Genomic DNA, 23,840 nt, shown 5'->3' with positions numbered 1-23,840 from the left:
CGCGGCTGCCCCTCGTGCCCGAGGGGCTTTTTTGTGCCCGGAGCAGGTCCACGACACCGATCGTGAGAGAGACGAGATGAGCGAGCAGGACACCCAGCCCGACAACCAGCAGGCCCCCGCGTCGACGGAGGCCGCGGCGTACGACGTGCGCGTCGTGCAGGACAAGTGGCTGCCGGTGTGGGAGCGGCTCGAGCCCTTCCGGGCGGACGACGACTCCCCGCGGGAGAAGAAGTACGCGCTCACGATGTTCCCCTACCCCAGCGGCGACCTGCACATGGGTCACGCGGAGGTGACCGCGCTGCACGACGTGATCGCGCGGTACTGGTGGCAGCGCGGCTTCGAGGTCATGAACCCGATGGGCTGGGACTCCTTCGGCCTGCCCGCCGAGAACGCAGCGATCAGGAACAACGAGCACCCGGCGACCTACACCTACGCCAACATCGAGACGCAGTACGAGTCGTTCAAGCGCTACGGCATCTCCTTCGACTGGTCGCGCCGGCTGCACACCTCCGACCCGGAGTACTACCGCTGGACCCAGTGGCTGTTCCTGAAGTTCCGTGAGCGCGGGCTGGCCTACCGCAAGAACAGCCCGGTCAACTGGTGCCCCAACGACCAGACCGTGCTGGCCAACGAGCAGGTCGTCGACGGCCGCTGCGAGCGCTGCGGCGCCGAGGTCACCAAGCGCGACCTGACCCAGTGGTACTTCAAGATCACCGACTACGCCCAGGAGCTGCTGGACTGCCTGGACGACCTGGAGCCGACCTGGCCGGCCCGCGTCGTCACCGCCCAGCGCAACTGGATCGGCCGCTCCGAGGGCGCGCACGTCGACTTCGCGGTCCAGGGCCGTGACGAGCCGATCCGGGTGTTCACCACGCGGCCGGACACGCTGTACGGCGCGACGTTCATGGTGGTCGCGGCCGACGCCAAGCTGGCTGCCGAGCTGGTGAGCGACGAGCAGAGGCCGGCCCTGGACGCCTACCTGGACGACGTCCGCAAGGAGTCCGACATCGACCGGCTGTCCAGCGACCGCCCCAAGACCGGGGTGTTCCTGGGCGTCCACGCGACCAACCCGGTCAGCGGCGAGCCGGTCCCGGTGTGGGCGTCGGACTACGTGCTGGCCGACTACGGCACCGGCGCGATCATGGCCGTGCCCGCCCACGACCAGCGTGACCTGGACTTCGCGAAGAAGTTCGACCTGCCGGTGCGGATGGTCGTCGACGTCCCTGGTGCGGACGACCCGGCCACGACGTACACCGCGACCACCGGCGACGGCACCTACGTGAACTCCGGTGCGCTGGACGGCATCACCGACAAGGCCACCGGCATCCGCACGATCATCGATCAGCTGGAGGCCGACGGCGCCGGGACCGGGACCGTGAACTTCCGGCTGCGCGACTGGCTGCTGAGCCGCCAGCGGTACTGGGGCGTGCCGATCCCGATCATCCACTGCGACGCGTGCGGCGAGGTCGCGGTGCCCTACGCCCAGCTGCCGCTGGAGCTGCCCGAGCTGCGGGGAGCAGACCTGAAGCCCAAGGGCGTCTCGCCGCTGGCTGCCGCCGAGGACTGGGTCAACGTCGACTGTCCCCAGTGCGGCGGACCCGCGAAGCGCGACAGCGACACGATGGACACGTTCGTCGACTCGTCGTGGTACTTCCTGCGCTACTGCTCGCCGGGCTACGAGGACGGCCCGTTCGACGTCGAGCAGGCGAAGAAGTGGATGCCCGCCGACATCTACGTCGGTGGCGTCGAGCACGCCGTGCTGCACCTGCTGTACGCGCGCTTCTTCACCAAGGTGCTGGCCGACATGGGGATGCTGGAGGTGCGCGAGCCGTTCGCCGCCCAGCTGAACCAGGGCATCGTGATCAACCAGGGCAAGAAGATGAGCAAGTCGCTGGGCAACGGCGTCAGTCTGGGGGACCAACTCGCGGAGTTCGGGGTCGACGCGGTCCGCCTGACGCTGGTGTTCGCCGGGCCGCCGGAGGACGACATCGACTGGGCCGACATGTCGCCGGCCGGGTCGCTGAAGTTCCTGCAGCGAGCCTGGCGGCTGTCGGGTGACGTCACGTCGGAGCCCGGCACCTCGGCGGACGGTGGCGACGTCGCGCTGCGGCGTACGACGGCCCGGACGGTGCACGATGCGGCCGAGATGATCGAGTCGTACCGGTTCAACGTGATGGTCGCCCGGGTGATGGAGCTGGTCAACGCGACCCGCAAGGCGATCGACAGTGGTTGCGGTCCGGCCGACCCGGCGGTGCGCGAGGCCACAGAGGCCGTGGCGGTCCTGCTGTCGCTGGTCGCGCCGTACGTCGCCGAGGAGATGTGGGAGCGGCTGGGTCACGAGCCCACGGTCGCCCGCGTCGGCTGGCCCGAGGTCGACCCGGCGCTGCTGGTCGAGGAGTCCGTGACCGCGGTCGTCCAGATCCAGGGCAAGGTGCGCGCGCGCCTGGAGGTCGCCACCGACATCAGCGACGCCGACCTCGAGCAGCTGGCGATGGCCGACCCGGCGGTCGTCAAGGCGATCGACGGACGTCCGGTCCGCAAGGTGATCGTCCGGGCGCCCAAGCTGGTCAACGTCGTCGTCTAGTGCTCTAACCTCGGCGACATGCCGGTCGTCATCGTCACCGACTCGACCGCCAGCCTCCCTCCGGAGCTGGCGGCCGAGCGTGGTGTCGTGGTGGTGCCCCTGCAGGTGGTCATCGGCGCGACCGTCTACGACGAGGGCACGGACGGAGCCACGCCCGACCTGGTCGCGGCCGCGCTGAAGGAGTGGAAGCCGGTCAGCACGTCGCGGCCGGGACCGGCCGCGCTGCTCGAGGTCTACGAGCAGGCCGCCCGCGACGGCGCCACCGAGATCGTGTCGATCCACCTGTCGGGAGACATGAGCGGCACGTTCGAGTCGGCTCAGCTGGCGGCCCGCGACGCGTCTGTGCGGGTGGTGCCCGTCGACACCCGCCAGGTGGGCGTGGCGACCGGGTTCGCCGTACTGGCCGCTGCCGACGTGCTGGTCGCCGGCGGCGATGCCGACGCCGCCGCGGACGCGGCCCGGGCTCGGGCCGCTGCGTCGGCCTCGCTGTTCTACGTCGACACGCTGGAGTACCTGCGCCGCGGAGGCCGGATCGGTGCGGCGGCAGCCCTGCTGGGCGGGGCGCTCTCGGTCAAGCCGCTGCTGAAGATCGAGGACGGCGTGGTGGCATCCCTCGAACGCGTGCGCACCTCCGCACGCGCTCTGTCTCGGCTCGAGGAGCTCGCGGTGCAGGCCGCGGGCGATGCGGCCGTCGACGTGTGGGTCGGGCACCTGGCCAACGCCGACCGGGCCGCGGAGCTCGCTCAGCGGCTCGCGGGGCGCCTCGAGGCGAACCTCGAGGGGCGCGAGGTGTGGTCCGGTGAGCTGGGCGCGGTGCTGGGTGCGCACGTCGGGCCGGGGATGATCGCGGTCTGCGTCGCCCCGCGGCTCTGAACCCGCGCCACCTGCCGTCCACAGACTGGTCCGAGACCTCGTCCTCCACAACCCGGTCCGGGACCGGCCCGGGCGGTCCCCGCGGGTGCCTAGCGTCGCCGACATGTCCACCCGCCGATCGACTCCCGAGCACGACGAGGCCGTAGCCCGCCGGCTCGCCCTGCTCAGCGCCGAGCTCGCGGGGGCGCGGCCGGCCACGCCCGAGCCGCCCGCGCTGCCGCCACCCGGGCCACCGCCCGGACCGCCACCCGGGCCGCCACCGGTGCCCCTACCCGGTCGGCACGCCGCGCGACGGCCCGGGGGAGCACCGTCGCTGGTGCCTGCCCTCGTCCCGTCGACGCTGCGCGGACGGGTGGCCCTCGGGTCGGCCCAGGTCGCGGTGGTCGCGCTGGTGGTGGCGCTCGGGCTGGGCTTCACCTGCTGGTGGGTGGTGCGCGGCGACGCGGACCAGCTGGAGGCGCCGTCGCTCGACCCGACGCCGGCGGCGCTCGTGTCGCAGAGCCCCCTCACCGACGCCTCGCCCGTGGCCGCCGACGCCTCGGCGTCCGCGTCCGGTTCGGCGAGCGCCACGGGTCCGAGCGTCACCGTCGACGTCACCGGCAAGGTCCGGAGGCCTGGGATCGTGGTCCTCGACGCCGGTGCCCGGGTCGTCGACGCGCTGAAGGCCGCGGGTGGTGCGCGTCCCGGCGTCGACCTGTCCGGGCTCAACCTCGCCCGTCTCCTCGTCGACGGCGAACAGGTCATCGTGGGCGGGCCGGCGCCCCCGGCGCTCGCAGCGTCCGCGGTGCCCACGCCCGGTGCTCCCGCAGGACCGCTGGTCAACCTCAACACCGCGACGCAGACCGAGCTCGAGGCGCTTCCTGAGGTGGGCCCGGTGACCGCTCAGGCGATCTTGTCCTGGCGTGACGAGCACGGCGGCTTCACCTCGGTCGACGAGCTGCTCGAGGTCGACGGCATCGGCGACGCCACGCTGGGGCAGCTCGCCCCGTACGTGACGGTCTGACCCGGGGGCCGGACGGTGATCGAGGAGCGGCGCCGCCGCCCACCCGACCTGCGGATGCTGTTGCTGGGCGCCGCCGCGTGGATCGGTGCTCTGGCGGCCCGTGGGCTCGGCTGGTGGCTGCTGCCGACCGCTGCCGGGCTCGGGGTGGCGGGCTGGCTCGTCGCTCGCCGCCGAGGACCGGGTGCGGTGCGCACCTGGTCGGCGGTGGTCCTGGTCCTGGTCGCGGTCGGTGGGGTCGCCGCGCTGCGGATCGAGCAGGTCGCGCACAGCCCTGTGGCGCGGCTGGCCGCGCAGGGTGCGGCCGTGCGCGTGGTCGGCACGGTGACCTCCGACCCGCGACGCACGGCGGGCCGGTACGGCGACCTGGTGCTGGTGCGGCTCGACGTCCGCGAGGTGACCGGGCGTGGCGCGACCTACGCGCTGGCCGCGCCCGTGCTGGTGATGGCCGACGACGACTGGGCCGGGCTCCCGCTCGGCGCCAGGGTGTCCGGCTCGGGCAGGCTGTCGGCCGCCGACGGGGGCGACCTCGCCGCGGTGCTCAGCGCCCGGGGTCCCCCGGAGGTGGTCGGCGCCCCGGACCCGTGGTGGGACGCGGCAGCCGCCGTGCGCGCCTCGATCCGCGACTCCGTGTCGCACCGGCCCGACACCCAGCAGGCACTCGTGCCCGCCCTGGTCGACGGCGACGACGCGGCCGTCGACGACGCGCTCGCCGACGACTTCCGAGCCACCGGCCTCACCCACCTGCTCGCGGTCTCGGGCACGAACCTGACCCTGGTGGTCGGCTTCCTGCTCGTGCTGGCCCGCTGGTGCGGGGTGCGCGGCCGCTTGCTCTACGTCGTGGGCGCGGGAGGCATCGTGGGGTTCGTGCTCCTCGCGCGCACCGAACCGAGTGTGCTGCGGGCCGCGGTGATGGGTGCGGTCGCGCTGTTCGCCATGGGCGCCGAGGGCCGCGAGCGAGGATCGCGGGCCCTGGGGGTCGCGGTGCTGGCCCTGCTGCTGGTGCAGCCGGGCCTGGCCGCCTCGCCCGGGTTCACGCTCTCGGTCCTGGCCACGGCCGGCATCCTGCTGCTGGCGCCCGGGTGGCGCGACGCGCTGGCCCGCTGGCTGCCCCGTTGGCTGGCCGAGGCGATCGCGGTGCCGTGCGCGGCACAGCTCGCCTGCACGCCGGTGGTGGCCGCGATCTCGGGGCAGGTCAGCCTGGTCGCGGTCGCGGCCAACCTGGCTGCGGCCCCGGTCGTAGGTCCGGCGACGGTGCTCGGGCTCGGCGGCGGGCTGGTGGGCCTGTTCTGGGACGCCGGTGGCCGGCTGCTCGGCACGCTGGCCGGATGGTGCGTGGCCTGGCTGGTCGTGGTCGCCACCCGTGGGGCAGGGCTGCCGGCTGCGGCGGTCGGCTGGGGGACCGGAGCGCTGGCGTTGGGCGCGCTGACGGTCGTCGTGGTCGTGGTGGCGCTGTCGGGGCCGTTCCTGCTCCGACGCCGTTCGACCGGGCTGGGGTGCTGCCTGGTGCTGGTGGTGGCCGTGCTGGTGCGGTTGCCGACCCCGGGGTGGCCGCCCGACGGCTGGGTGCTGGTGGTCTGCGACATCGGCCAGGGCGATGCGCTGGTGCTCAACGCCGGACCGCACACGGCGGTGGTCATCGACGCCGGGCCCGACCCGGGGCTGGTGGACGGCTGCCTGGACCGGCTCGAGATCCGGACGATCCCGCTCGTCGTGCTGACCCACTTCCACGCCGACCACGTCGATGGCCTTCCCGGGGTGCTCGACGGGCGGAGCGTGGGTGCGGTCGAGACGACCCGGCTGCAGGACCCGCCCCAGGGCGTCGCCGCGGTGGGCGACGCGCTGGCGGGCACCGGCCTGGACCCGGTGCCGGCGCCGTACGCCGCGACCCGGCAGGTCGGCCAGGTGTCCTTCCAAGTGCTCTGGCCGCCCGCGGACTCACCGACCGTGGGGCCGGGGGACGGGAGCACGGCGAACGAGTCGAGCGTGGTGCTGCTCGTGGAGGTGCGGGGCCTGCGCCTGCTGCTGACCGGTGACGTCGAACCGGAGGGGCAGGCAGCGCTGGCGGCGGCGCTGCCCGGGCTGCAGGTCGACGTGCTCAAGGTGCCTCACCACGGCAGTCGCTACCAGGACGAGGACTGGCTGCTGTCCCTCGGTGCCCGGGTGGCGCTGGTGTCGGTCGGCGCCGACAACGACTACGGCCATCCCGCCGAGGAGACCCTCGCGCCGCTGGAGGCCGCCGGCACCCGGGTGCTGCGCACGGACCAGGACGGGGACATCGCCGTGATCGAGCGGGACGGCGACCTGCTCACCGACACCCGGTGAGCGTCGACCGATGACCGGGGGTGTCCTCGGGCTGTGGCAGGCTTGCCGCACCATGGCAGGTCCTTCACAGCCGCGCGCGGCAGACGTCCTCGGCCGGGTCACGTTGGTGACCGGCAAGGAGGAGTACCTCAACGAGCGCACCGTCGGTGCCGTCCGCGACGCCGTCCGCGCCCACGACGCCGAGTCGGAGTTCTCCGAGACCGTCGGAGGCGACCTCAGCCTGGCGACGCTCGGCGAGCTGGCCGCGCCGTCGCTGTTCTCGAGCATCCGGTGCGTGGTCGTGCGGGCCCTGGAGAACCTGCCCGAGGAGTCGGTCGAGGGACTGCTGGCCTACGCCGCTGCGCCGGCCGAGGAGGTCGCGCTCGTGCTGGTCCACGGCGGCGGTGCCAAGGGGAGCGGCACGCTGACCAAGCTGCGCAAGCTCGAGACCGTCAGCGAGTCCAAGTCCGGGGAGCTGCGGCCCTCGGAGTACCCCTCGTTCGTGGCCGCGGAGGTCCGCAGCCATGGCTCCACGATCGACCAGGAGGCGGCCGACTTCCTCGTCCAGGCGGTCGGGCAGGACCTGCGGTCGCTCTCCGCGGCGGCCAGCCAGCTCACCAACGACTTCCCCGGACAGCCGCTGAGCGTCGAGAAGGTCAAGCAGTACTTCGGCGGCCGCGCCGAGGCGAAGTCTTTCGCGGTCGCTGACGCCGCCTTCTGGGGTCGCCGCACCGCGGCGCTCGAGGAGCTGCGCTGGGCCCTCGACGGCGGCACGGCGCCCGTGCTGGTGACCTCCGCGTTCGCCGGCGGGGCCCGCGGGGTCGCGCGCTACATGTCCGCGCCGCGCGGCATGCGTGACGCCGACCTGGCCCGTGAGGTCGGTGTGCCCCCGTGGAAGCTGCGCACGATCCGCGACCAGTCCCGCGGGTGGTCCGACGGCGGCATCGCCCACGCGATCCGGGCCATCGCCCGTGCCGACGCCGACATCAAGGGCGCCGCCAGCGACCCGTCCTACACCCTCGAGCGCCTGGTGCTCACGGTCACCGGCCTCCGCGACCCCCGCTGAGCGTCAAGGGGCCGAGTCGGCGCGTCTGCACGCGTGAGGGGGCCGAGTCGGCGCGTCTGCACGCTCAGGAGACGACGAAGGCCCGCCCGAGAGACTCGGGCGGGCCAACGTGTTGAAGATCAGAGCGAGGAGGCCTTCTTGGCGATCGCGGACTTGCGGTTCGCGGCCTGGTTCTTGTGGATGACGCCCTTCGAGGCGGCCTTGTCGAGCTTGCGGGCGGCGTCGCGGCCGAACGCGACGGCCTTGTCCTTGTCGCCGGCCTCAGCGGCCTCGCGGAACTTGCGCACGGCGGTCTTCAGGCCCGTCTTGACGGACTTGTTGCGCTCGTGACGCTTCTCGTTCTGCTTGTTGCGCTTGATCTGGGACTTGATGTTCGCCACGGAGCAGCCTTCTCGTCGGTGTGGTCAGGGTCTGATGTCGGGGGGTGCGGATCGGCGTGCGGACAGCCGGACACGCGACGAACAAGGTTAGCAGCGCGGAGCGCGAGCACCCAATTCGCCCGCTGCTCGCCCGCAGCCCCTCCCGGGTTCACGCCCACCCGCGCCGCTCGCACAGCCAGTCCCAGCAAACCTCACCCTGCCACCGCTGGGCGTCGCGCATGTACGGCGAGGTCGGCGGCGCGGGCTGGTCCGCTGAGTGGAGGAAGTAGCCGGTGACCAGGGCGATCACGATGTCGACCGCCTCCGGGTCGAGGTCGCGGGTCAGCGGGGAGCCCGCCAGCACCGCCTCTACGTCGAGCCCGTCGCCTCGGGGGCCGATCAACAGGAACAGCAGGTCGATCCACGGGGCCCCGGCGACCGGCCAGTTCCAGTCGCACAGCAGCACGCGGCCGTCGTCGGCGAGGAGCAGGTTGTCGTCGCGGATGTCGGTGTGCACCAGCGTCGAGCCGGCGGTCACCTCCGCGAACCGCGAGGCCAGCGCAGCGGCCCTCTCGGCGTGCTCACGGTCCACCGCGTCCCAGAACGCCGGCCAGCCCTCGAACTCCACCGCGAAGTCATCGACGACCAGCCCGTCCGGCACCGGCGTCAGCGTCGCGGCCATCTGCTCGGTCATCGCCACGCACGCGGCGAGGTCGTCCGCACGCCACGGCCGGGCGGGCTGACGGGCCACGACGTGCTCGATGCCGAGCACCACCCAGTCCTCGGCCTCCCCGGAGTCGTGGACCCACAGCAGCCGGGGAGCCGGAGCGTCCGCGGGCAGTGCGGCCAGCTTGCGCGCCTCCTCGCGGTAGGCCTCGGCGAACATCCGCTGCGCCTTCTGCGAGGCGGCCTTCACGAAGTGCCGCGACCCGTCCGCGCAGGTCAGCACTGAGGCGAACCCCGGGGTGAAGCCCGCGCCCTGCGACTGGGCGTCGACCACCGGCGAGCCGCACCGCTCCTCGATCAGGGCGCGGATGTGCCGCGGCAGGTGCGGCCACTCCAGCCGGCGGGCGGTCCGCCCGTGCGGGATGGTCGTCGGACGGCGTACGGCGCTCACACGGCCCATCCTCGACCACGGGGGCGGCCGGTCGCGAACCGATAGACCGGCGCCTCCCCGGGTACTGGCGGGCCATGGCCACTGTCGCTGAGCTGCTCGTCACCTCCCTCGCCGACCACGGCGTCACCCAGGTCTGGGGCGTGGTGGGCGACGCGTTGAACCCCGTCACCGACGCGATCCGCCGCGAGGAGCGGGTCGACTGGGTGGGGGTGCGTCACGAGGAGGCCGGAGCGTTCGCGGCCGGCGCGCAGGCTCAGCTGACCGGGCGGTTGGGGGTGTGCATGGGCACCGTGGGGCCCGGCGCCATCCACCTGCTCAACGGCCTCTACGACGCCAAGAAGTCGCACGCGCCCGTGCTGGCGATCTGCGGGCAGGTGCCCCGCGAGGAGATCGGGACCGACTTCTTCCAGGAGGTCGACAACGACGTGCTGTTCGCCGACGTCGCGGTGTTCAGCGCGACGGTCAGCACAGCCGAGCAGTTCCCGGCGCTCCTCGAGCAGGCCGGCAACGCCGCCCTCCAGCAGCGCGGGGTCGCGGTGCTCACGCTCCCGGGCGACGTCGGTGACCTGGACCTGCCCAAGCACACGGCCGTCCCGCGGTTCGTCGCCGACCAGCCGCCGGCCGCGCCGACGCCGGAGTCGGTGGCCACCGCCGCGGCGGCGATCAACGACGCCGGCCAGGTGGCGCTGCTCGTCGGTCACGGCGCCGGCGGGGCGCGGGCCCAGGTGCTCGAGCTCGCCGACCGGCTGGGTGCGCCGATGGTGGTCACGCTCAAGGGCAAGGAGGCGTTCGACGGCGACAACCCGTTCGAGGTCGGCCAGTCCGGCCTGCTCGGCAACCGCGCCAGCGCGGTCGCGTTCGACGGCTGCGACCTGCTGTTGATGCTCGGCACCGACTTCCCCTACAAGGCGTTCTACCCCGACGGCAAGGTCGTGGTGCAGGTCGACGCGGACGGCTCGCACATCGGGCGTCGCCACCCGGTCGACCATGCCGTCGTCGGCGACGCCCGTCTCGCGCTCGACGCGCTGCTCCCACTCGTCGAGCCCAAGGCCGACCGGTCCCTGCTGGAGAAGGCGCGCTCGTCGTACGACGGGTGGCGCGAGCGTCAGTCCCACCTGACCGACCCCGGGTACGAGAGCAAGCCGAAGGGGCTGCTCCGGCGCAAGGTCGACAACCCCGGCGACCGGGTGCGGCCGGAGGTCCTCGCCGCCGCCCTGGACCGGCACGCGGCGCTCGACGCGGTGTTCACCTCCGACACCGGCATGGCGACCACGTGGCTGGCCAGGTTCGTGCGGATGTCCGGCGGCCGCCAGCTGCTCGGCTCCTACAACCTGGGGTCGATGGCCAACGCGATGCCCCAGGCGCTCGGCGCCCAGGCGCTCGACCGTTCCCGTCAGGTGGTGGCGTTCTGCGGCGACGGCGGGGTCTCGATGCTGCTCGGCGACCTGATCACCGCCGCCACCCACGACCTGCCGGTCAAGCTCGTGGTCTTCGACAACGGCAGCCTCGGGATGGTGCGCCTGGAGATGGAGCAGGTCGGGCTCCCGGCTTACGGCACCGCGCTGGACAACCCCGACTTCGCACGCGTCGCCGAGGCGATCGGGATCCGCGGCATCCGGGTGAGCGATCCGCACGAGGTCGACGGCGCGGTCCGCGAGGCGCTCGCCCATCCCGGACCCGTGCTGCTCGACGTGCTGACCAACCCCTCGGAGATCGCCGTACCGCCCAAGCCGACGCTGGAGCAGGGCTGGGGGTTCGCGATCGCCAAGACCAAGGAGTTCCTCGAGAGCGCGGAGTGAGGTATTCGGGGCTCCGAATGGAACAATGGCGGCGTCCCCGCCCGCTCGACGAGAGTCACCCGTGTCCGCGAACCCCGCCCCGCCTCCCGGCTACACCGATCCGGCGATCATCAGGAACTTCTGCATCATCGCCCACATCGACCACGGCAAGTCGACGCTGGCCGACCGGATGCTGCAGCTGACCGGTGTCGTCGACGAGCGCAGCGCCCGGGCGCAGTACCTCGACCGGATGGACATCGAGCGCGAGCGCGGCATCACGATCAAGAGCCAGGCCGTGCGGATGCCGTGGACGGTCCCGGCCGACAACGCCGCGGGCGCCGAGCCGGGCACGTACGTGCTCAACATGATCGACACCCCGGGCCACGTCGACTTCACCTACGAGGTGTCGCGCTCCCTCGAGGCGTGTGAGGCCGCGGTCCTGCTGGTCGACGCCGCGCAGGGCATCGAGGCGCAGACGCTGGCCAACCTCTACCTGGCGATGGGCGCCGACCTGCACATCATCCCGGTGCTCAACAAGATCGACCTGCCGGGCGCCAACCCCGAGAAGTACGCCGCGGAGCTCGCCGGCCTGGTCGGCTGCGAGCCCGAGGACGTGCTGCGCGTCAGCGCCAAGACAGGTGTCGGTGTGGCCGACCTGCTCAACGAGATCGTCCAGCAGACCCCGCCGCCGATCGGGGACGCCGACAAGCCGGCCCGTGCGCTGATCTTCGACTCCGTCTACGACACCTACCGCGGCGTCATCACCTACGTCCGGGTCGTCGACGGCAAGCTCAACCACCGCGACCGCATCAAGATGATGTCGACCGGCGCCACCCACGAGATGCTCGAGGTCGGCGTGATCAGCCCCGAGCAGGTCAAGGCGGGCGAGCTCGGCGTCGGCGAGGTCGGCTACCTGATCACCGGCGTGAAGGACGTGCGCCAGTCGCGGGTCGGCGACACCGTCACCACGCAGATCCACGGCGCCACCGAGGCGCTCGGTGGCTACAAGCACCCCAACCCGATGGTCTACGCCGGTCTCTACCCGATCGACGGCGACCAGTTCGGCGATCTGCGCGAGGCGCTGGAGAAGCTCCAGCTCAACGACGCGGCGCTCACCTACGAGCCCGAGACCTCCGGCGCGCTGGGCTTCGGCTTCCGCTGCGGCTTCCTCGGGCTGCTGCACATGGAGATCACCCGGGACCGTCTGGAGCGGGAGTTCGGTCTCGACCTGATCTCCACCGCGCCCAACGTGGTCTACCACGTCCAGATGGAGGACGGCTCCGAGGTAGAGGTCACCAACCCCAGCGAGTTCCCCGACGGCAAGATCGCCGAGATCCGCGAGCCCGTCGTACGCGCCACGATCCTGAGCCCCAGCGACTACATCGGCACGATCATGGAGCTGTGCCAGACCAAGCGCGGCACCCTCGGCGGCATGGACTACCTCTCCGAGGACCGCGTGGAGATGCGCTACACGCTGCCGATGGGCGAGATCGTCTTCGACTTCTTCGACCAGCTCAAGTCGCGCACCAAGGGCTACGCCTCGCTCGACTACGAACGCTCCGGTGAGCAGGCCGCCGACCTGGTCAAGGTCGACGTCCTGCTCCAGGGCGAGCCGGTCGACGCGTTCTCGGCGATCGTGCACCGTGAGGCGGCGTACTCCTACGGCGTGATGATGGCCGGCAAGCTCAAGGAGCTGATCCCGCGGCAGCAGTTCGAGGTGCCGATCCAGGCCGCCATCGGCGCCCGGGTGATCGCGCGCGAGAACATCCGGGCGATCCGCAAGGACGTGCTCGCCAAGTGCTACGGCGGCGACATCAGCCGCAAGCGCAAGCTGCTGGAGAAGCAGAAGGCCGGCAAGAAGCGGATGAAGAACATCGGCACCGTCGAGGTGCCGCCGGAGGCGTTCATCGCCGCGCTCTCCAACGCGCCCACGGGGGAGAAGTCCAAGAAGTGACGCCGGTCGTGCGGCCGGTCGCCGATGATCAGTGGGGGATCGTCGCCTGGCTCTGGCAGGACTTCCGGCACGACCTCGGGACGGTCGTGGGTGGCTTCCCGTACGCCGACGGCCGCTACCAGCACGCGTGGCTCGACGAGCACCCGCGCCCCGACGGGGCCGGCTACCTCGCCTGGCAGCCGCACCCCAACACCGGCGAGGACGCCCCGGTGGCGTTCGCGACCGTCCGCGGCGTGGGCACGGGGACCTGCACGATGCAGGCATTCTTCGTGGTCCCGGCCGCTCGGCGAGGTGGCCTCGGCCGGTGGTTCGCCCGCGAGGTCGTGGGGCGGCACCCCGGCGCCTGGGCGATCCCCTTCCAGCACGACAACCACGCCGCGGGCTCCTTCTGGCGGCGGGTGGCGGGCGAGCTGTGGGGCGAGGCCTGGAGCGAGTCAACGGAGCCGATTCCCGGCAAGCCGCACCTGCCACCGGACCACTGGATCCGCAGCGCCGTCAGTCCTTGAGGATCGCCTCGAGCGCCGCGCGGTGCCGGGCGTAGGCCTTCCGGCCCTCATGTGTTGCCTGGTACGTCGTGGAGCTGCCCCGGCCGATGCCGGACTTGTTGAAGGTGACGTAGCCGGCGGAGATGAGCGCCGACATCTGCTTGGACAGGTCGGAGTCGCTGACCCCGAGGTGGTCGCGCAGCAGCGCGAAGTCGGCCGAGTAGGCGTGCGACAGCAGTGCCATCGCCGCCAGCCGCTTGGGCGCGGTCAACCTCGGGTCGAGGCCGTCCAGCGGCGAGGACGTCATCCGACTCGGGCCCTCGTGCGCTCCGCGGCACGCGCATAGGCGCGGTCGTACCAGGCGTAGGACACGGTCACGAGCACCGCGGTGACTGCCGCTGCGACCCGAGGGTCGACCTGCCGCCACAGGAGGAACGCGATGCCCCCGATGGCGGGGATGAGGACGGCCCAGATCGCGGCCGGGCGCCAGTACTCGCGTGGCGAGAGGCCGCGCGGCACGACGCCCCGTCGGCGCTGCGCCCAGCGGTCGCCGACGATCCAGAGCAGGTACGCGAGCCAGTAGAAGTGGAAGTCCCACGAGAGCATGAGCACGGCCAGGCCGGCCCAGGCGCCCGTCGCCAGCACGAACCACCACGGCGCGCGCCGGTACGAGGTCCACGGAGCTGCCTCGGCCCGCTGGGCCTCGTGCAGGGCCTGGCGGAGCTCGTCACTTTCATGCTGGAAAGTTATCCAACACTTTCCAGGTCGGCAAGTGATCGCCGACCACGGATCTGGTGGGATGGGAGCGTGACGATCCCGCTCCCCGAGGCGTTCTCGGCGTACGCCGCCCGCGGGCCGGAGTGGGTCGCCTTCCTCGACCGCCTCCCGGGGCTGGTGCGCGGCCTGCTCGAGGACTGGCAGCTCACCGCCGACGGCGCGGCGACGCACGGGTTCTGTGCGCTGGTGCTGCCCGTGCGGACCACGGGCGGGCGTCCGGCGGCCCTCAAGGTGTCGTGGCCGCACTGGGAGGCCGAGCTGGAGCACGTCGCGCTCCAGCGCTGGCACGGCGACGGCGCCGTCGAGCTGCTGCGCGCCGACCCGCACCGCTTCGCGCTGCTGCTCGAGCGGTTGCACCCCGAGGACCTGGGCGACCTGTGGGACGTGGAGGCCTGCGAGGTGGTGGGCGGGCTGTACGAGCGCCTGCACGTCCCGGCCCCGCCCCAGCTGGTGACCCTGTCCTCATGCGTCGCCCGCTGGAGCGACGAGCTCGCGGCGCTGCCGCGGGACGCGCCGGTGCCGCGGCGGATGGTCGAGCAGGCGGTCGCCCTCGGTCGCACGTTCGCGGCCGACGAGGCCACGGACGGGCGCCTCGTGCACACCGACCTGCACTACGCCAACATCCTGGCCGCCGATCGCGAGCCGTGGCTGGCGATCGACCCCAAGCCGCTCAGCGGTGACCCGCACTACGAGGTCGCGCCGATGCTGTGGAACCGCTGGCCCGAGCTGCTGGAGGCCTCGCGCAGCGTGCGCGACGGCGTCCGGCTGCGCTTCCACACGCTCGTCGATGTCGCGGGGCTCGACGAGGACCGGGCGCGTGACTGGGTGGTGTTCCGGATGCTCTGCAACGCGCTGTGGCGTCTGCAGGACCCGCCGGAGGTACGCCGGATCGTCCCGACGGCCGACTACCTGACCCAGTGCGTCACGATCGCGAAATCGGTACAGGGTTGAGCGAGCCGCCTGCGATCATGACGACGTGGCGATCCTCCACTCCGTGAACGTCGGTCTCGACCGGGCCGCGCCGTACGCCAACCTCGGGCACTCCGGCATGGACAAGCGGCCGGTCGCCGGCCGGGTCGCCGTACGCACGTTGGGCCTCGAGGGTGACCAGGTCGGCGACGTCGAGAACCACGGCGGCGTGGACCAGGCGGTCTACGTCTTCGCTCGCGAGGACCTGGACTGGTGGGCCCGCGAGCTGGGGCAGGAGATCCGCGACGGCATGTTCGCCGAGAACCTCACCACCTGCGGGATCGACGTCAACGAGGCCGAGGTCGGCGAGCGCTGGCGGGTCGGCACAGCGGAGTTCGAGGTCGCGAGCGTGCGCATCCCGTGCAACGACTTCAAGAACTGGATGGGTCTGGGCGGGTACGACAACCGGACGTGGGTGAAGCGGTTCGGGGCGGTCGGCCGCCCCGGCGCCTACCTGCGGGTGCTCTCCGAGGGCGAGATCGGCGCCGCCGACGAGATCGACGTCGTCCACCGGCCCGGCCACGGGGTGACGGTCTCGACGATGTACCGCGCGCTCACCACCGAGGCCGGGCTGCTCCCCGAGCTGCTGCGGGTCGAGGGCCTCGTCGAGGAGGCCCGCCGGACCGCCGAGAGGTACCTGGCCGCCCGGGTCTGAGGCGCCGCGCAGGCGGCTGCGGCGTCCACGGAGGGGGGTTTGCTACCCGCCAGTTCGACAAGTGATCTAGGTTACTCCGCAACCCGTCCCCTCGGCCGTACCGCAGGAGTGTCCATGACCGCCCAGGCCAGTGCGCCCAACTACGACCCCGGCTTCGTCGACAGCCTCACCCAGAACTTCGCCCTGCAGTTCCTCGACCGCGTCGCCGCCTCCGCCGAACGTGAGGCGTTCCGCTACCCGCGCGGCGAGGCCTGGGAGTCGGTCACCTGGCGACAGGCCGGCGACCTGGTCGAGAAGCTCGCGGCGGGGCTGCTCGCGCTGGGCATCCAGTCCGAGCAGCGGGTCGGCATCGCGGCCGGGACGCGCTACGAGTGGATCCTCGCCGACCTGGCGATCATGTGCGCCGGAGGCGCCACGACGACGGTCTACCCGTCGACCAACGCCGAGGACACGGCGTACATCCTCAGCGACTCCGAGTGCCGCGTCGTGTTCGCCGAGGACGACGAGCAGATCGCCAAGCTCAAGGAGCACCGCAACGAGCTGCCGCACCTGGACAAGATCGTCACCTTCGACGGCACGGCCGACGGTGACTGGATCATCGGGCTCGACGACCTGGCGAAGCTCGGCGAGGGCTACCTGGGCGAGCACCCGGGCATCGTCGAGGAGACCGTGCGGGCGATCGCGCCCGACCAGCTCGCGACGCTGATCTACACCTCCGGCACCACCGGGCGGCCCAAGGGCGTGCGGCTGCTGCACCAGGCGTGGGTCTACGAGGGGACTGCGATCCAGGTGCAGGACATCCTCCACGAGGACGACCTGCAGTTCCTGTGGCTGCCGATGGCGCACTCGTTCGGCAAGGTCCTGCTCTCTGCCCAGCTCGCCTGCGGGTTCGCGACCGCGATCGACGGGCGGGTCGAGAAGATCGTCGACAACTGCGCGACCGTGAAGCCGACCTTCATGGGCGCGGCTCCGCGGATCTTCGAGAAGGCGCACAGCCGGATCGTCACCATGCAGGCCGCCGAGGGCGGTGCCAAGGAGAAGATCTTCAACAAGGCCTTCGAGGTCGGCATCAAGGTCGACCAGCACAAGCTCGAGGGCAAGTCGGTGCCGTTCCTGCTGAACCTCCAGCACGGCCTGTTCGACAAGCTGGTGTTCAGCAAGGTCCGCGAGCGCTTCGGTGGCCGAGTGCGCTTCTTCATCTCCGGCTCCGCCGCGCTCAACGCCGAGATCGCGGCGTTCTTCCACGCCGCCGGCATCCTCATCCTCGAGGGCTACGGCATGACCGAGAACGCCGCCGGCGCGACGGTCAACCACCCGGCCAGCTACAAGATCGGCACCGTCGGGCCCGCGCTGCCCGGCAGCGAGGTCAAGATCGGCGAGAACGACGAGGTCATGCTCCGCGGCCCGCACATCATGGCCGGCTACCACAACCTCCCCGAGGAGACGGCGAAGACGCTGACCGACGACGGCTGGCTGCACACCGGCGACAAGGGCAGCCTCGACGCCGACGGCTTCCTCACGATCACCGGCCGGATCAAGGACCTCTTCAAGACCTCCGGCGGCAAGTACGTCGCGCCGTCCGCGATCGAGTCGAAGTTCAAGGCGGTCTGCCCCTACGCCAGCCAGTTCCTGGTGTTCGGCAACGAGCGCAACTACGTGGTCGCGCTGATCACCCTCGACCCCGACGCGATGGCCGGCTGGGCGGAGGAGAACGGCATGGTCGGCGCGTCGTACACCGAGATCGTGAACTCCGACGCCGCGCACAAGATGGTGGGGGAGTACGTCGACCAGCTCAACGCCCGCCTCAACCGGTGGGAGACCATCAAGAAGTGGCGGCTGCTCGACCATGACCTGACCATCGAGTCGGGTGAGCTGACCCCCTCGATGAAGGTCAAGCGCAACATCGTGGAGAAGAACAACCAGGAGCTGATCGACTCGCTGTACGCGGGCTGACGTTGGTTGAGGTGCGAAGGCGCGCTAGCGCCTGAGCCTCGAAACCATCGTCGGTTGAGGTGGTTTCGAGGCTCGCTTCGCTCGCACCTCAACCGCCGGGCCACCCCCGATTGACTCACTCGAACACATGTTCGATGATGGGGTGTGGGCACCTCGACCAGCACCGGCGGCACCGCGGACACCGCTGCTGACACGATCGCGCAGCTGCGCAGCCGGATGGCGCGCATGCACGACGGGGTGCCCCAGCTGGCCCTGGAGACCCACCCGGCGCTGGCCGGGCTGGTCCAGCTGCGGGCGGGGAGCAGCTACGCCGTCGACAGCGCGAGCCTGGCGCTCGCGCTGATGGCCGGCCCGTCGCGGACGGGCAGCTGGTGCGCGGTCGTGGGGGTGAGCGACTTCGGCGCGGAGGCGGCGTACGCACTCGGTGTCGACCTCGACCGCACCGTGCTGGTGCCCGATCCCGGCGACCAGTGGCTGGAGGTCACCGCTGCGCTGATCGACGTCGTCACGCTCGTGGTGGTCCGTCCGTCCGGCCGGGTCACCGAGCGGGTCGCCGAGCGGCTCGGCGCCCGGCTGCGCAAGCGCTCCGCCGCGCTGGTCGCCCAGGAAGCGACCCCGGGTGACTGGCCGCGCTGCGAGGTGCGCCTGACCACGCGATCGCCCGCCTGGTCCGGGGCCGGGCAGGGCGAGGGACACCTGCGCTCGCGCCGACTGCTGGTCGAGGCGCAGCGCGGGTCGGCGCCGCCACGCCGCGGGGCGCTGTGGTTCCCCGCCGAGGACCAGACCTACCGCCGGCTGGAGAGCATCACCCCGGCCGCGGGGGTCGAGGTGGCGAGCTGACCGTGAGAGTGATGGTGGTCTGGTGCCCCGACTGGCCGGTGGTCGCCGCGCTGGCCGACGAGGGCCTCCCCACGCACCTCCCGGCGGCGGTGTTCAGCGCGAACATCGTGCAGGCGTGCAACGACGGCGCCCGGAGGTTCGGCGTACGCCGCGGCATGCGCCGCCGCGACGCGCAGTCGCGCTGCCCCGAGCTCAAGGTGTACGCCGCGGTGCCCGACCGCGACGCCCGGGCGTTCGAGCCGGTGCTGGCCGCGGTCGAGGAGCTGCGGCCGGGGGTGGCGCCGCTGCGGCCGGGGCTGCTGGCGCTGCGGGCACCCGGCCGGTTCTACGGCGGTGAGCCGGCGGCCGCGGCGCTGGTCGCGGAGCGCCTGGTCGGCCTCGGGGTGTGGGACTGCCGGGTCGGGGTCGCCGACGAGCTGTTCACCGCCGAGCAGGCCGCCCGCCGGGCCGCGCCCCAGGACGCGCACGTGATCGACCCCGGCGCATCGGTGCCGTTCCTGCGCGGGCTGCCCGTCGAGGCGATCGAGGACCTCCCCGACGGCCGCGAGGCGGTGAGTCTGATGCGCCGGCTCGGGCTCCGCACGCTGGCGGACGTGGCCGACCTGCGTGCGAGCGACGTACGCGACCGGTTCGGTCCGCAGGTGGCCTGGGTGCACCGGGTGGTGGGCGGCGACGGTGCGGTGCTGCTCGCGACCCGCACCCCGCCGCCCGAGCTGGCCTGCCACGTCGACTTCGAGCCGCCGCTCGACTCCGCCGAGACGATCAGCTTCAGCGCCCGGCGTACGGCCGACCGGTTCGTCGCCGGTCTCGCCCGGCAGCGCCTGGTGTGCACCGAGGTCCGCATCGAGGCCCGGGCCGAGGGCGAGAGCGATGTGATCGCCTGCTCGCGGGTCTGGCTGCACCCGCGGTGGTTCAGCGCCGTCGACCTCGTCGACCGGCTGCTCTGGCAGCTCCAGGGCGCGAGCGGACCGACCCCCGGGCGCACCGGAGCGGTGCGCGCCCCGGTCGACCGGGTGGTCTTCGAGCCGGTGACCGTGGTGCCCGAGGCCGTGCACGCCGACGGGTTGTGGGGCGGCACCGAGGAGCGGGTCGAGCGCGGCATCGCCCGGGTGCAGGGGATGCTCGGTCACGAGGCCGTCGTACGCCCCGTGCTGCAGGGTGGTCGCAGCCCCGCCGCGCGGCAGGCGTTCGTGACGTGGGGGGAGCGGCCCAGTGGGCTGCGACCCCGGTCGGTCGATGGCGGGCCGCCGTGGCCGGGCAGCATCCCCCCGCCCGCGCCGTCGCGGGTGCTGGCGGACCCATGGGCCGCGGAGGTGGTCGGGCCCGCCGGGCGCCCGGTCGCCGTGGACGACCGGGGCGCGGTCACCTGCGCGCCGGAACGGTTCCGCGCCGAGCCCACCGGCGGCTGGCAGCCGGTCGCCGCGTGGGCCGGCCCGTGGCCGGTCGAGGAGCTGTGGTGGGAGGCGTCAGGACCGCGCTTGGTGGCCCGCTTCCAGGTCGTCGGCGTCGACGGCCGCGCGTGGCTGATGACGTGCGACGAGGGCGTGTGGTGGACCGAGGCGGTGTACGAGTGAGCGGGGACGCGCCAGCGGACCCGCTGATGGTGGTCGAGCGAGCCGCGCGGCTGAGGAACGAAGCCGCGACCGGCGTGTCGAGACCGGTGATGTAGATGGGCTGGAGCAACCCCCCGATCTCCTGGGGCGAGCTGGAGAAGCGGCTCTCCGGGCGGGTCAACACGCCTCAGGACCCCGAGGCGCCGATCTCGACGCGCAAGCGCAAGCGCACCCGGGTCGACGTGGAGCGCCCCGACGGCCCGGTGACGCCGTACGCCGAGCTGCACGCGCACTCCAACTTCAGCTTCCTCGACGGCGCCAGCGGCCCCGACCACCTGGTGCTCGAGGCGATCCGGCTCGGCCTGCACGGGCTCGCGATCACCGACCACGACGGGTTCTACGGGGCGCCCCTGTTCGCCGAGACCGCCCAGCTGCACGCGAGCGCGGGTCTGCAGACGATCTACGGCGCCGAGCTCTCCCTGGGGCTCACCAAGCCGCAGAACGGCATCGCCGACCCCGAGGGCAGCCACCTGCTGGTGCTGGCCCGCGGGGTGGAGGGCTACCACCGGCTGGCCGCCGCGATCACCGATGCCCAGCTGCGGGGCGACGAGAAGGGCCGGCCGGTCTACGACCTGGACGAGCTGGCCGAGAGAGGGCGCGGGCACTGGCTGGTGCTCACCGGCTGCCGCAAGGGGATCGTGCGGCAGGCACTCGCGCGTGCCGGATCGGGGGGTGGTCCGTCGTACGCCGCCGCTGAGCTGGACCGGCTGACCGCGCTGTTCGGCCACGAGAACGTCGTGGTCGAGCTGACCGACCACGGGTTCCCCACCGACTCGACCCACAACGACCTGCTCGCCCGGCTGGCCGCCGACCACGGGCTGCCGGTGGTCGCGACCAACAACGTCCACCACGCCCGGCCCGAGCAGCACCGCATCGCCGACGCGATGGCCGCGGTGCGGGCCCGGCGCAGCCTGGCCGAGATGGACGGCTGGCTGCCGGCGTCCGGGATGGCCTGCCTGCGGTCGGGCGAGGAGATGGCGCGCCGGTTCGCGCGCTACCCCGGTGCCGTGGCGCGCAGCGTGGCGATCGCCGACGAGATCGCCTTCGACCTGCAGAAGGCCACTCCGCGGCTGCCCAAGGACGGCATCCCGGCCGGCCACACGCCGTCGAGCTGGCTGCGCGAGCTGACCGAGGAGGGGTTCGCGCTGCGCTACGCCGGCGGTCCGCTCGAGGTGCAGGCGCGCCAGACCGTCGAGCACGAGCTGAAGGTCATCGAGGAGAAGGACTTCGCCGGCTACTTCGTGATCGTCCACGACATCGTGGCGTTCGCGCGCTCGCAGGGGATCCTCTGCCAGGGCCGAGGCTCGGCGGCGAGCTCGGCGGTCTGCTACGCGCTCGGCATCACCGCGATCGACCCCGTCTTCTACCGGCTGCCGTTCGAGCGGTTCATCTCCCAGCACCGTGACGAGGAGCCCGACATCGACGTCGACTTCGACTCCGATCGACGCGAGGAGGTGATCCAGTGGGTCTACGAGCGCTACGGGCGCCACAATGCCGCGCAGGTGGCCAACGTCGTCGGCTACCGCCCCAAGATGGCGGTCCGCGACGCAGCCAAGGCGCTGGGCCACTCGCCGGGCCAGCAGGACGCGTGGTCCAAGCAGGTCACCTCGTGGACGACCGTGGCCTCGCGGGACGGCGGCGAGCACGACGTACCGGCTGCCGTCGTCGAGCTCGCCAACGGCCTCCTCGGCGCACCGCGCCACCTCGGCATCCACTCCGGTGGGATGGTGCTCACCGAGCGGCCGATCGGCGAGGTGGTGCCGATCGAGCGGGCGCGCATGGACAAGCGCACCGTCTTGCAGTGGGACAAGGACGGCTGCGAGTTCATGGGGCTGGTGAAGTTCGACCTGCTCGGGCTGGGGATGCTCAGTGCGCTCGACCACATGATGCGGATCGTCGAGGAGCACCTCGGCGAGCACTGGGAGCTGAGCACGATCCCCAAGGAGGAGCCGGCGGTCTACGACATGCTCTGCCGGGCCGACTCGGTCGGGGTGTTCCAGGTCGAGAGCCGCGCCCAGATCGGCACGTTGCCGCGGCTGCGGCCCCGGGAGTTCTACGACCTCGCGATCGAGATCGCGCTGATCCGGCCCGGCCCGATCCAGGGCGGTGCGGTGCACCCCTACATCCGCCGGGCCACCGGGCGGGAGGAGGTCGACTACGCCCACCCGTCGCTGGTGCCGGTGCTCGAGCGCACCAAGGGCGTGCCGCTGTTCCAGGAGCAGCTGATGGACATGGCGCGGGTGCTCGGCGACTGCACCCGCGACGAGGCCGACCTGCTGCGCCGGGCGATGGGTTCCAAGCGTGGCATCGAGCGCATCGAGAGCATCAAGGACAAGCTGTACGCCGGCATGGCCGCCAAGGGTCTGGTCGGCGAGGAGGCCGACGCGATCTACCTGAAGATCCTGTCGTTCGCGAACTTCGGGTTCGCCGAGAGCCACGCGCTGTCCTTCGCCAAGCTCGTCTACGCCAGCTCCTGGTGCAAGCTGCACTACCCCGGGGCGTTCCTCGCCGCCCTGCTGCGGGCCCAGCCGATGGGGTTCTACTCCCCGCAGTCGCTGGTGCACGACGCCCGCCGGCACGGGGTGGAGGTGCTGCGCCCCGATCTCCGGCTCTCCGCGGCGACCGCCGACCTCGAGCCGCTGGGGTCCGAGTCCGGCGCGGTGGGGCTGACCGGGTGCCTGGCCGACCATCCCGACCGGGTCGAGTGGGTCGAGGGCACCCCCGATCCGACCCCGGCGCACCGGCGTGACGCGCGCTACGCCGTACGCCTCGGGCTGGATGCGGTCCGCGGCATCAGCACCGTGGTCGCCGAACGCATCGTCGCCGCGCGTGCCGAGCGGCCGTTCGCCGACCAGGTCGACCTCTCGCGCCGGGCCGGCCTCGACGCCCGGCAGCTCGAGGCGCTGGCGACCGGCGGGGTGTTCGAGTCGGCGTTCCCCGAGGGCCACCTGTCGCGGCGCCAGGCGCTGTGGAACGCCGGGTGGACCGAGGGTGAGGAGCACCTCGAGGGCCTCCGGGTCGCCGGGCCAGCGCCGATGCTGCCCGAGATGGAGGACGTCGAGGTCACGATGGCCGACCTGTGGGCCACCGGCATCACCCCGGCGGCCCACCCGTTCGCGCACCTGCGCGACCTGCTGCGTGGGGCCGGCATCAGGTCGGTCGCCGACTGCGCCACGTCGGAGCCCAACCGGCGGGTGCACGTCGCCGGGCTGGTCACCCACCGTCAGCGGCCGGGCACCGCCGGCGGCGTCACGTTCCTCAACCTCGAGGACGAGACCGGGATGCTCAACGTGGTGTGCACGGTCGGGGTCTGGCGGCGCTACCGCGCCACCGCGGCCAGCGCCGCCGGCATGATCATCCGCGGCATCCTCGAGCGCCAGGACGGCGTCACCAACCTGGTCGCCGACCGGCTCGCCCCCGTCGAGGACGTCTACCCCGAGGCCGGACAGGCCCTCCGCGCCCGCCACCGCTCCCGCGACTTCCACTGATCGAGGACGCGTCAGCGGACTCAAT

Annotated in this window: 18 protein-coding genes; 14 read left to right on the top strand and 4 right to left on the bottom strand. The window is 72.4% G+C overall.

Annotated elements, in window-relative coordinates; translation table 11 throughout:
- Positions 1–76 precede the first annotated feature (76 nt).
- From leuS to holA, 5 genes are all read left to right on the top strand, one after another.
- Positions 77–2,584: a leucine--tRNA ligase gene (leuS, locus tag AC3ANS_RS14385; protein WP_488292267.1), complete on the top strand. Its 2,508-nt coding sequence runs from the start codon at positions 77–79 to the stop codon at positions 2,582–2,584.
- Positions 2,585–2,602: 18 nt separating this feature from the next.
- Entirely contained in the window at positions 2,603–3,457 is an 855-nt protein-coding gene (locus AC3ANS_RS14380; protein ID WP_488292266.1) for a DegV family protein, read from the top strand.
- 103 nt (positions 3,458–3,560) lie between these two features.
- Complete coding sequence (locus tag AC3ANS_RS14375) at positions 3,561–4,460, top strand: ComEA family DNA-binding protein (RefSeq protein ID WP_488292265.1); 900 nt, start codon at positions 3,561–3,563, stop codon at positions 4,458–4,460.
- A gap of 15 nt (positions 4,461–4,475) precedes the next feature.
- A complete protein-coding gene (locus tag AC3ANS_RS14370; protein WP_488292264.1) occupies positions 4,476–6,782 on the top strand; it encodes a ComEC/Rec2 family competence protein in 2,307 nt (768 codons plus the stop codon).
- A 52-nt stretch (positions 6,783–6,834) separates the two neighbouring features.
- Positions 6,835–7,827 (top strand): DNA polymerase III subunit delta, encoded by a 993-nt coding sequence (gene holA, locus AC3ANS_RS14365; RefSeq protein WP_488292263.1) that lies wholly within the window; start codon positions 6,835–6,837, stop codon positions 7,825–7,827.
- Between the two features lie 119 nt (positions 7,828–7,946).
- Here the strand turns inward: holA and rpsT are convergent, their stop codons facing one another.
- Both rpsT and AC3ANS_RS14355 read right to left on the bottom strand, forming a co-directional pair.
- A complete protein-coding gene (gene rpsT, locus AC3ANS_RS14360; RefSeq protein WP_488292262.1) occupies positions 7,947–8,207 on the bottom strand; it encodes a 30S ribosomal protein S20 in 261 nt (86 codons plus the stop codon).
- 148 nt (positions 8,208–8,355) lie between these two features.
- Positions 8,356–9,303, bottom strand: coding sequence for a phosphotransferase (locus AC3ANS_RS14355; RefSeq protein ID WP_488292261.1), 948 nt, complete (start codon positions 9,301–9,303; stop codon positions 8,356–8,358).
- A gap of 74 nt (positions 9,304–9,377) precedes the next feature.
- On the opposite strand from AC3ANS_RS14355, the gene AC3ANS_RS14350 reads away from it, so the two are divergent.
- Genes AC3ANS_RS14350 through AC3ANS_RS14340 form a run of 3 tightly spaced genes read left to right on the top strand, consistent with a single transcriptional unit; the run spans position 9,378 to position 13,541 of the window.
- Positions 9,378–11,102, top strand: coding sequence for a thiamine pyrophosphate-dependent enzyme (locus tag AC3ANS_RS14350; RefSeq protein ID WP_488292260.1), 1,725 nt, complete (start codon positions 9,378–9,380; stop codon positions 11,100–11,102).
- Positions 11,103–11,127: 25 nt separating this feature from the next.
- Positions 11,128–13,035, top strand: a complete 1,908-nt coding sequence (lepA, locus tag AC3ANS_RS14345; RefSeq protein ID WP_488292259.1) for a translation elongation factor 4 — start codon at positions 11,128–11,130, stop codon at positions 13,033–13,035.
- A complete protein-coding gene (locus tag AC3ANS_RS14340; RefSeq protein ID WP_488292258.1) occupies positions 13,032–13,541 on the top strand; it encodes a hypothetical protein in 510 nt (169 codons plus the stop codon). The genes lepA and AC3ANS_RS14340 overlap by 4 nt, the downstream gene beginning before the upstream one ends.
- On the opposite strand, the gene AC3ANS_RS14335 is transcribed toward AC3ANS_RS14340, so the two are convergent.
- Positions 13,531–13,827 (bottom strand): transcriptional regulator, encoded by a 297-nt coding sequence (locus tag AC3ANS_RS14335; protein WP_488292257.1) that lies wholly within the window; start codon positions 13,825–13,827, stop codon positions 13,531–13,533. The two genes, AC3ANS_RS14340 and AC3ANS_RS14335, sit on opposite strands and share 11 nt — an antisense overlap.
- Positions 13,824–14,165, bottom strand: coding sequence for a hypothetical protein (locus AC3ANS_RS14330; RefSeq protein WP_488292256.1), 342 nt, complete (start codon positions 14,163–14,165; stop codon positions 13,824–13,826). Before AC3ANS_RS14330 ends, AC3ANS_RS14335 begins: the two co-directional genes overlap by 4 nt.
- Positions 14,166–14,327: 162 nt before the next feature.
- Here AC3ANS_RS14330 and AC3ANS_RS14325 point away from each other — a divergent pair, with 162 nt between their 5' ends.
- The 6 genes from AC3ANS_RS14325 (at position 14,328) to AC3ANS_RS14300 (ending at position 23,815) form a co-directional block, all read left to right on the top strand.
- Positions 14,328–15,248, top strand: coding sequence for an aminoglycoside phosphotransferase family protein (locus AC3ANS_RS14325; protein ID WP_488292255.1), 921 nt, complete (start codon positions 14,328–14,330; stop codon positions 15,246–15,248).
- Positions 15,249–15,273: 25 nt separating this feature from the next.
- The gene (locus AC3ANS_RS14320; RefSeq protein WP_488292254.1) at positions 15,274–15,921 is read left to right on the top strand and encodes an MOSC domain-containing protein; all 648 of its coding nucleotides are present in this window, start codon (positions 15,274–15,276) and stop codon (positions 15,919–15,921) included.
- Positions 15,922–16,035: 114 nt separating this feature from the next.
- Positions 16,036–17,874, top strand: coding sequence for an AMP-dependent synthetase/ligase (locus AC3ANS_RS14315; RefSeq protein WP_488292253.1), 1,839 nt, complete (start codon positions 16,036–16,038; stop codon positions 17,872–17,874).
- 144 nt (positions 17,875–18,018) lie between these two features.
- On the top strand, positions 18,019–18,714 hold the full coding sequence (locus tag AC3ANS_RS14310; protein WP_488292252.1) for a hypothetical protein: 696 nt from the start codon (positions 18,019–18,021) through the stop codon (positions 18,712–18,714).
- An 11-nt stretch (positions 18,715–18,725) separates the two neighbouring features.
- Positions 18,726–20,288: a DNA polymerase Y family protein gene (locus AC3ANS_RS14305; protein ID WP_488296502.1), complete on the top strand. Its 1,563-nt coding sequence runs from the start codon at positions 18,726–18,728 to the stop codon at positions 20,286–20,288.
- Positions 20,289–20,383: 95 nt separating this feature from the next.
- Positions 20,384–23,815: an error-prone DNA polymerase gene (locus tag AC3ANS_RS14300; protein ID WP_488292251.1), complete on the top strand. Its 3,432-nt coding sequence runs from the start codon at positions 20,384–20,386 to the stop codon at positions 23,813–23,815.
- Positions 23,816–23,840 lie beyond the last annotated feature (25 nt).

The sequence above is a fragment of the Nocardia sp. 149-1B genome, from assembly GCF_057747975.1.
The sequence above is the reverse complement of the archived record's forward strand: the minus strand, read 5'-3'. Positions and strand labels throughout refer to the sequence as shown.